Genomic DNA, 7747 nt, shown 5'->3' on the forward strand with positions numbered 1-7747 from the left:
CCCCTGGCCGGGTCCGACGGGCGCAGCCCCTGGCCGGGTCCAAGGGGCGTAGCCCCGGCGGGTCGAAGGGGCGGAGCCCCTGGGGATGGGAATGGGTAAGGGCGGCGGGGCGAGAAAAGACCCGCCTCAGCCCAAGTAGTCCCGCGCGATCCGCTCCGCCACCCGCTCCAGGATCGGCCCCGCCTCCGCGATGCACTTCGCCACGTCCGGCTCGACCTCCGTCAGCGGGTACGCCCGCCGGATCCCGGCCCGGCCCAACGCCTGAGGCGGCAGCGCGAGGCGCCCGCACACCGCGACAACCTCCTTGCCCGCGGCCCGCGCAGCAGCCGCGACCCCCGCCGGAGCCTTGCCGTGCAGGGTCTGCTCGTCCAGCGAGCCCTCACCGGTGATCACCAGATCGGCCCGGGACAGTGCGCGGGCGAAGCCCAGGACGTCGAGCATCACCTCGATACCGGGACGGAACCGGGCCCCGATGATCAGCGCCCCGTACCCGATCCCACCCGCCGCGCCGGCGCCCGGCGACGCGGCGTACTCCCCGGCCTTCGGCCCGATGGCCTCCTCCAGCACCTTCGCGAAGTGCCCAAGCGCCGCGTCCAGCGTCGCCACGTCGTCCGGCGAGGCCCCCTTCTGCGGCCCGTACACCGCCGGCGCCCCCTTCGGCCCGGTCAGCGGGTTGTCGACGTCGCTGGCAAGGACGAACTCGACGTCCGCCAGCCGCGGGTCGAGGCCCGACAGATCGGCGGACGCGAGCGCGCCGAGCCCTCCGCCGCCCGGCGGCACCGGCTCCCCCTCCGCCGTCAGGAACCGCGCCCCCAGCGCGGCCAGCATCCCCGCACCGCCGTCCGTCGTCGCGCTCCCCCCGACCCCGAACACGATCGTCCGCGCCCCCGCGTCGAGCGCGGCCCGCAGCAACTCCCCCGACCCGTAAGTGGATGCCGTGAGCGGCGCGAAGACCCCGGCCGGCAGCCGCTGCAGCCCGCTCGCCTCGGCCATCTCCACGACGGCAGTGTCGCCGCGCAGCGCAAAGGCGGCGGTCACCTCGTCGCCGAGCGGCCCCGCAACCCGTACCGCACGCCGCTCGAACCCGGCCGCGACCGCCGCGGCCACGGTTCCGTCGCCGCCGTCGGCCACCGGGAGCGCCTCCACGTCGACGTCCGGTACGACGCGGCGCAGTCCGGCCGTCACCCGCTCGGCGACCTCCACGGCCGTCAGCGACCCCTTGAACTTGTCCGCGGCGATGAGCACCCGACGGGCACCGTCCACAGCGTCAGCCACCTTGTCTTCCCCTTGCTCTCCGGGCCCCACGCATGTCGGGGCCAGTCGCGCCGCTGCGACCCTAACCGCAGCACAGCCCTGCCGTCATGCCCCTGACCGGACCGTGGAACACCCTGGAAAGCCCCTGAGATCCGCCTGTGACGGCCGCCGGATTCGGGTAAACCTTCCCTATGACCCCTGTGGGCACCGAGCCAGAGCTCGCCGACCGCATCCTCGGGGGCTGGCTGGGCCGGATCGCCGGGAACATGCTGGGCAAACCGGTCGAGCAGGGCGATCTGTGGACGCGCGACCGCATCGACCGCTACCTGCGCCAGGCCTCCGCCCTGCCCCTCACCGACTACCTCCCCGAGCCGCCCCCCGACGGCGACAGCCCCCAGCTGCGCCCGGAGTGGCGCCAGTGCGTCCGCGGCCGCATCCACGGCAGCTGCCGCGACGACGACGTCGACTACGCCGTCCTCGGCCTGGACCTCCTGGAAACCCACGGCTTCGGCTTCAGCACCGAGCAGGTCGGCGACCTGTGGCTGCTGCGGCTGCCGTACCTGCAGACGTTCACGGCGGAGCGGGCGGCCTACCGCAACCTCGCCAACGGACTCAAGCCGCCGCTCACGGCGACGTACGACAACCCGTACCAGGAGTGGATCGGCGCCCTCATCCGCGCCGACATCTACGGCTGGACCTGCCCGGGCGCCCCGTCCCGCGCCGCCTCGCTGGCCCGCCGGGACGCGGTGCTGTCGCACACCGGCAACGGCGTGTACGGGGCGATGTGGGCGGCGGCGCTGATCTCGGCCGCGTTCACGGCGCCCACCGTCCGGCACGCCGTGGACCAGGCGCTGACCGTCGTCCCGGCGAGCAGCCGGCTGGCCCGCACGGTGCGCCGCGTCGCCTCGCTCCACGAGACCCGGATGACCTGGGAGGACACGCTGACGACGCTGGCCGAGGAGACCGCCGGGCTCGGCTGGATCCACGCCATCCCGAACGCGGCGGTGCTCACCGCGGGGCTGCTGTACGGCGACGGCGACTTCACCCGCACCATCGCACTCACCGTCCGCGGTGGCCTGGACACCGACTCCAACGGCGCCACGGCCGGTTCGGTGGCCGGTGTCCTGACCGGTGCGGAGGCGATCCCGGCCCAGTGGAAGGACCCGCTGGAGGACACGGTGCGCAGCGCGGTGTTCGGCTTCGACGGGGTACGGATCAGCGAGCTGGCGGAGCGGACCCTGCGACTGGCCCGGACGGAGGCCGACTACGCCGACCAGTAGGACAGGCCCTGAGCCCGCCCTGGTTACCCTTCCTGGATGACCACTCCTGACTTCGCCACGTACATCGCGGGCCTGCCCCGCGTCCTCGCCGGTGCCGCCGCGCTCTTCCGTGACACCGAGGGCCGGGTACTGCTCGTCGAGCCCAACTACCGTGATGGCTGGGCGCTTCCTGGCGGCACGATCGAGTCCGACGACGGCGAGACCCCGCGCCAGGGCGCGCGCCGGGAGACCGCCGAGGAGATCGGCCTGGACCGGGAGCTCGGGCGGCTGCTCGCCGTGGACTGGGTGCACGGGACGGCCCGGCCGCCGCTGGTGGCGTATCTGTACGACGGCGGGGTGCTCGGCGAGGAGGACCTCAAGGCGATCCGGTTGCAGGAGGAGGAACTGCTGTCCTGGCGACTCGTACCCCGCGAGGACCTCACCGACTTCCTGCCCGGCGCCCTGGGCCGCCGCGTGCTGACCGCGCTCGACGTCCTCTCGGACGGGTCGGGAACGGCCGAGCTGGAGAACGGCCACCGAGTGCTCTGACCGGGCGGGGGCCGGGCGGATTCAGCCCTCCACGTCGCAGGGCTTGGCATCCACCTCACGCAGCGCCTCGTCACGCTCGGCGACCCGGGCCTCCGTACGGTGGCCGCGCTCGACGTAGTCCCGCAGCACGAGCTCGACGGCGTCCTGGGGATTGCCGACGCCCGCCAGCACCATGGCTTCCACGACAAGTTCGGCGTCGAGCGTGACGTTGACCTTGGCCATGCACGGACCGTAGCACCAGCGCCCCGCCGCGGTGGGCTGGGCACGAGCCCGCCCGCTGGGGACCGTGGGTGGCACCTGCCCCATCAGCGAGGCCGATGTCGACGTCGGGAAGTACAACCAGCGGGTCGAAGCCCGCATGGAACAGCGCACCCGGGAGCAGCCGTGACACAGACACATCCGAACGGCTGACGGCCCACCGGCTGACGCCCACCGGGTGACGTCCACCCGTACGGCGCCACATCGCTACGCCGCCGGCTCCGGCCGACGGATCCCTGATACTGCGGCGCTTCACAAGCGGCACGATCGCAGACCCTTGTCAACACGGCCGAGCAGCCGGAACGACCACGGCAGGCAGAGTCGGTCGCGCGCCGCGATAAAGGAATTCCATGAGACAGTCCCGAATCGCGGCATGTACCTCCGCCCTCCTCTTCGCCGCTGCCTGCACCGTCGCCGGGCCCACGGCCGGGCCCACGACGGCCCGAGCGGCGCCGCACACGGCAGCCACGGACTATGTGGCCCTGGGGGACTCGTACTCCGCCGGCGTCGGAGCCGGCGACTACCTCTCCTCCAGCGCCGACTGCCAACGCAGCGGCAGGTCCTATGCCGCCCTGTGGACTGCAGCCCACGCACCCTCGTCCTTCAGCTTCACCGCGTGCAACGGCGCCCGGACCAGCGACGTCATGGCACTCCAGCTCGGTCCGCTCACACCGCGTACCGACCTGGTCAGCATCACCGCCGGCGGCAGCGACGTGGGCTTCGGAACCGTCATGACGACGTGCGTACTGCGCGGCATCACCACCTGCCTGTCCGCCCTCGCCGACGCACGCGCCACCATGGACGGCCCCCTTCCGGGCAACCTCGACCGCCTGTACTCAGCCATCACCAGGAGGGCACCCGCCGCCCACGTCGTGGTCCTCGGCTATCCGCGCCTGTATCAACTCCACGGCACCTGCCGGGCGGGCTTCCCGGACACGGTGCGCTCCGCCCTCAACGACGCCGTGGACCACCTCAACCGCGTGATCGCCAAACGCGCCGCCGATCACGGGTTCACGTTCGCCGACGTCCGTACCGCCTTCACCGGCCACGAAATCTGCTCGCCCAACCCGTGGCTGCGCAGCATCCACTTCCTGGCACCCACCGAGTCCTACCACCCCACGGCATCCGGCCAGTCCCTCGGCTACCTCCCCGTCCTGGCCGCCGTAGCCTGAGGCACCACCCAGGATGGGCGGTGGCGGGGCCGCGCGCTCGACCGCTCCCCCAGGCCGATACAACCTGTTCACGCTGCTACACCCCTGCTGGTGGTAGGGCCACCCCGGGCAGAAGCCGCGATACGCCCGGGAGAGGGTCTCCTCACACGGGTGCGGCGGATATCGGTTCGCCCCGAGCGGGCAGGCGCCCTAACTCTCGGCCCATGAACAGGCCACTCGTCGCCATCCTCAGTGGTGCAGGCATCACGCCGGTGCCGGTCGAGTGACCATCTCGGAGTCGTAGCCGTCCCTCGATCTGCGAGCTGGAGAGGTCAACGTGCGCACCGGAGGACAGGGCAAGGCTGTTCAGGTTGGGAGTTTCACCGCATAGATCCAGTCGAGACCGTCGTATCCGATTGCGTCGAGGTGCTCCGCCCGAGTCAGGCCGGCCCGGATCGCCACGCGCTGGGAAGCCATATTGGCCGGTCGAACCCTGGCGATCAGGGGGAGATCGGGAACTCGGCGGGACACCCAGGCCGTGACCTCGCTGGCGGCTTCGCCCGCGAAACCCTGACCCCACGCCGAGGTGGCGAAGCGGTAGAAGAGGTTGAGGACCTGCATCCCGTGCAGGGCCATGGGCTTGATCCCGCAGAAGCCCAGCTGCTGCTCAGAGCCATGGCGCCGGACGACCCAGTACCCGTATCCGCACCGCTCCCACTGGTCGTTCCAGCGCCGATAGAGCTCCTCCGCCTCCTCGAACCGGGCGAGCGCGTCGGAAGGATTGTGCACGCAGGTCCCGGGATCACTATGGATCTCAAAGATCGCATCGATATCAGCTTCGTTCGGACGCCGCAGCGACAGCCGGGGGGTCTGCAACTCCTCGGCTGACAGGCTCCAGTCACGCATATGAAGATCCCAGATCTCGTCTTCGGTTCAACACGGACCGACTTCGCTCACTTTCAACAACAGCAATGATCAAGGGTGTTGGAAGTCAAGTGCCAATCGTCAGGCAGGCTCACGGATCTTCATCACTGCCCTGGAAGATCCGGTTCAGGTGGTGGTCCAGCACTGCGGCGGCGGATCGCGGGCTGCGCTGGCCGACAAGGACGCTGGTGCCAAGTCCCGCGGACATGGCCAACAGGCTGGCTGCTTCCAACTGGACGTCCACACCGGGCTCGACGAGATCCGCCTCCTGCGCCTGCCGGAGGAGTCCTGCCAGGACCTCCTCGGCGGCATCAGGGTTCCGGATGAATGGCTGGGCGGCGAGCGCCGGGTCGGTCACGGCCAGAACGGCGTACGAGGTATAGACGAGGTGGAAGGCTCGGCTCGCCTCGTCGGTCGGCAGCGACGCCATCAGGAGCGCCTCGATCATCGCGCGTGGTCCTGGGTCGTCCCCGACGGTCCGGGACCGGGCCGCGACGCGTTCCCCGAACCTCTCCGCCAGATGCTGCAGCCCGTAGAGCAGCAACTTTTCCTTGGTCTCGAAGTAGTACTGCACCAGCCGCAGCGACACTCCCGCCTCCGCCGCCACGTCGCGCATCCCCACGGCGTGCAGGCCGCGTCGCCCGGCCACCCGGACAAGTGCCTCGGCGATCTCGGTACGCCGTTCTGCGTGGTCCACGCGCTTGGGCATCGGCCGCCTCTCTGCTCTCTGTTCGCCCTGGCTGGGGCGCCCCCAATTCATGATGATACAGCTGTACCACCAAGGTGGTACGTTCGTATCACGAAGAATGGAGATCCCGGAGGTGGCAGTGTCCGAGACCACGACCCGCAGCCAGGCCGATGTCGGCCGCTACGTGAGCGATGCCTTGCGTCACCGCTACTTCGCGGCGTGCGACGCGGTATACGCACTAGGGGCGCCCGCGCTCGCGGAAACGGACGTGGAGACCTCCTTCGGCACCACACACGTCTATCGGTACGGCCCCGCAGACCCGACCGCCCGGTCCCGCACCCCCGTCGTCCTGGTGCACGGGGCGGGGTCCTGCTCTGCCATGTGGTATCCGAACACCCCGGCCCTCAGCGCCGACCGCCCCGTCTACGCAATCGACACCCCAGGTGATCCGGGACGCAGCATGCAGCGCGAACCCATCCATCGACCCGAACGTGCCGCACAGTGGCTGGACGAGACACTCGCCGGGCTCGGACTCGACCGCGTGCACCTTGTCGGTTCCTCCTACGGCGGATGGCTCACCCTCAACCAAGCGCACCGCAGGCCCGACCGCCTAGCCTCGGTCACGCTGCTCGACCCCGGCGGCCTGGAGAAGGTGGGGCTGCGCTTCTTCGTCTGGCTCTTCGCCGGCCTCTTCGCGACGTTCGCGCCCAAGGCGCTACGCCCACGACTGGCAGCCTGGCTGGAGCAGCCGGTCCTCGTCGTGCCGGAGTTGCGCACGATGATCAGACTGGGCGTCCGTGCCTACCGCATACGCCGCCCGGCTCCCCTGCCCCTGTCCGAGGACGAACTGTCCACCATCCACACCCCGCTCTACCTGGTACTCGGCAAGCGAAGCCTCCTCGTGCACCCACGCCGGCAAGTGGAGCGTATCCCGCGCCTGATACCCGGCGCCCGCGCCGAGATCGTCTCCAACACCGGCCACGGACCACAGATTGACCACGCAGAGGAGGTCAATCGCCGAATGCTGAGCTTCATGGACTCCGTCACCTGACCGCTGCCAAAGCTGACGGGCCGAGATTCCACTCACCCTCCACACGGCCAAGACCTGGGGAATTACGGGCTCTGTCGGAGATCTTGTGACGGAGCCGGTCTGAACTGGGCATCAACGGGGTGTGCGGTTCAGGGGATTTGGGGCGGTTGCTGCCGCATTTAACCGGTGTGGTGATGGAGTCGGTAGAACGGGCCGCCGAGGTGGTCACGTTTCGTACGTCGTGCCGGGCGCTGCCCGTGCGGTGTCCGAGGTGCGGCATGCCGTCCTGGCGGGTGCACGGCCGGTACACGCGGCAGCTGCGGGACGCGCCGGTCGGGCAGACGCCGGTGGTGATCGAGTTCGTGGTGAGGCGGTTCAAGTGCAGTAACTCCCGCTGCGCCGCAGTGACGTTCGCCGAGCAGGTAGAGGGCCTGACCCGGCCGCACGCCCGATACACGCCGGTATTACGGCAGATGCTGTCGTCGATCGCGCTGGTGCTGGCGGGGCGTCCCGGGGCCAGGCTGGCCGCGCTGCTGGGGATGCCGGTGGCCAAGGACGTGCTCCTGAGCCTGCTCCATACCGTGCCGGATCCGCCGTCCGGCCCGGTCAGAGTACTGGGCGTTGATGATTTCGC

The 7747-nt window shown here is 70.4% G+C and carries 9 protein-coding genes; 5 read left to right on the forward strand and 4 right to left on the reverse strand.

Annotation, left to right across the window (positions count from 1 at the left end):
• Positions 1–126 precede the first annotated feature (126 nt).
• On the reverse strand, positions 127–1263 hold the full coding sequence (locus tag ACTWQJ_RS41975; protein WP_443311684.1) for a glycerate kinase: 1137 nt from the start codon (positions 1261–1263) through the stop codon (positions 127–129).
• A 182-nt stretch (positions 1264–1445) separates the two neighbouring features.
• Between ACTWQJ_RS41975 and ACTWQJ_RS41980 the strand changes: the two genes are divergently transcribed.
• Positions 1446–2534: an ADP-ribosylglycohydrolase family protein gene (locus ACTWQJ_RS41980; RefSeq protein ID WP_443311676.1), complete on the forward strand. Its 1089-nt coding sequence runs from the start codon at positions 1446–1448 to the stop codon at positions 2532–2534.
• A 36-nt stretch (positions 2535–2570) separates the two neighbouring features.
• Positions 2571–3062 (forward strand): NUDIX domain-containing protein, encoded by a 492-nt coding sequence (locus tag ACTWQJ_RS41985; RefSeq protein WP_443311677.1) that lies wholly within the window; start codon positions 2571–2573, stop codon positions 3060–3062.
• 21 nt (positions 3063–3083) lie between these two features.
• Here ACTWQJ_RS41985 and ACTWQJ_RS41990 read toward each other — a convergent pair whose 3' ends face one another.
• Positions 3084–3284 (reverse strand): type II toxin-antitoxin system VapB family antitoxin, encoded by a 201-nt coding sequence (locus tag ACTWQJ_RS41990; protein WP_443311678.1) that lies wholly within the window; start codon positions 3282–3284, stop codon positions 3084–3086.
• 386 nt (positions 3285–3670) lie between these two features.
• Between ACTWQJ_RS41990 and ACTWQJ_RS41995 the strand changes: the two genes are divergently transcribed.
• Positions 3671–4492 carry an SGNH/GDSL hydrolase family protein gene (locus ACTWQJ_RS41995; RefSeq protein ID WP_443311679.1) on the forward strand — a complete coding sequence of 274 codons (822 nt, stop codon included), beginning with the start codon at positions 3671–3673 and terminating at the stop codon, positions 4490–4492.
• 345 nt (positions 4493–4837) lie between these two features.
• Here the strand turns inward: ACTWQJ_RS41995 and ACTWQJ_RS42000 are convergent, their stop codons facing one another.
• Positions 4838–5377, reverse strand: a complete 540-nt coding sequence (locus tag ACTWQJ_RS42000; RefSeq protein ID WP_443311680.1) for a GNAT family N-acetyltransferase — start codon at positions 5375–5377, stop codon at positions 4838–4840.
• Between the two features lie 109 nt (positions 5378–5486).
• The gene (locus ACTWQJ_RS42005) at positions 5487–6104 is read right to left on the reverse strand and encodes a TetR/AcrR family transcriptional regulator (RefSeq protein WP_443311681.1); all 618 of its coding nucleotides are present in this window, start codon (positions 6102–6104) and stop codon (positions 5487–5489) included.
• 97 nt (positions 6105–6201) lie between these two features.
• Between ACTWQJ_RS42005 and ACTWQJ_RS42010 the strand changes: the two genes are divergently transcribed.
• Positions 6202–7134: an alpha/beta fold hydrolase gene (locus ACTWQJ_RS42010; protein WP_443311682.1), complete on the forward strand. Its 933-nt coding sequence runs from the start codon at positions 6202–6204 to the stop codon at positions 7132–7134.
• A gap of 257 nt (positions 7135–7391) precedes the next feature.
• A partial coding sequence (locus ACTWQJ_RS42015; protein ID WP_443311683.1) for a transposase family protein occupies positions 7392–7747 on the forward strand: 356 nt, incomplete at its 3' end.

This window comes from Streptomyces sp. KR55, assembly GCF_052245645.1.
Taxonomy (GTDB): domain Bacteria; phylum Actinomycetota; class Actinomycetes; order Streptomycetales; family Streptomycetaceae; genus Streptomyces; species Streptomyces flavusporus.

Excerpts from the sequence above, each read along its gene's own strand:
- ACTWQJ_RS41990 (WP_443311678.1), bottom strand. The coding sequence starts at position 3,284 with ATGGCCAAGGTCAACGTCACGCTCGACGCCGAACTTGTCGTGGAAGCC.
- ACTWQJ_RS41995 (WP_443311679.1), top strand. The coding sequence starts at position 3,671 with ATGAGACAGTCCCGAATCGCGGCATGTACCTCCGCCCTCCTCTTCGCC.
- ACTWQJ_RS42000 (WP_443311680.1), bottom strand. The coding sequence starts at position 5,377 with ATGCGTGACTGGAGCCTGTCAGCCGAGGAGTTGCAGACCCCCCGGCTG.
- ACTWQJ_RS42005 (WP_443311681.1), bottom strand. The coding sequence starts at position 6,104 with ATGCCCAAGCGCGTGGACCACGCAGAACGGCGTACCGAGATCGCCGAG.
- ACTWQJ_RS41985 (WP_443311677.1), top strand. The coding sequence starts at position 2,571 with ATGACCACTCCTGACTTCGCCACGTACATCGCGGGCCTGCCCCGCGTC.
- ACTWQJ_RS42010 (WP_443311682.1), top strand. The coding sequence starts at position 6,202 with ATGGAGATCCCGGAGGTGGCAGTGTCCGAGACCACGACCCGCAGCCAG.
- ACTWQJ_RS41980 (WP_443311676.1), top strand. The coding sequence starts at position 1,446 with ATGACCCCTGTGGGCACCGAGCCAGAGCTCGCCGACCGCATCCTCGGG.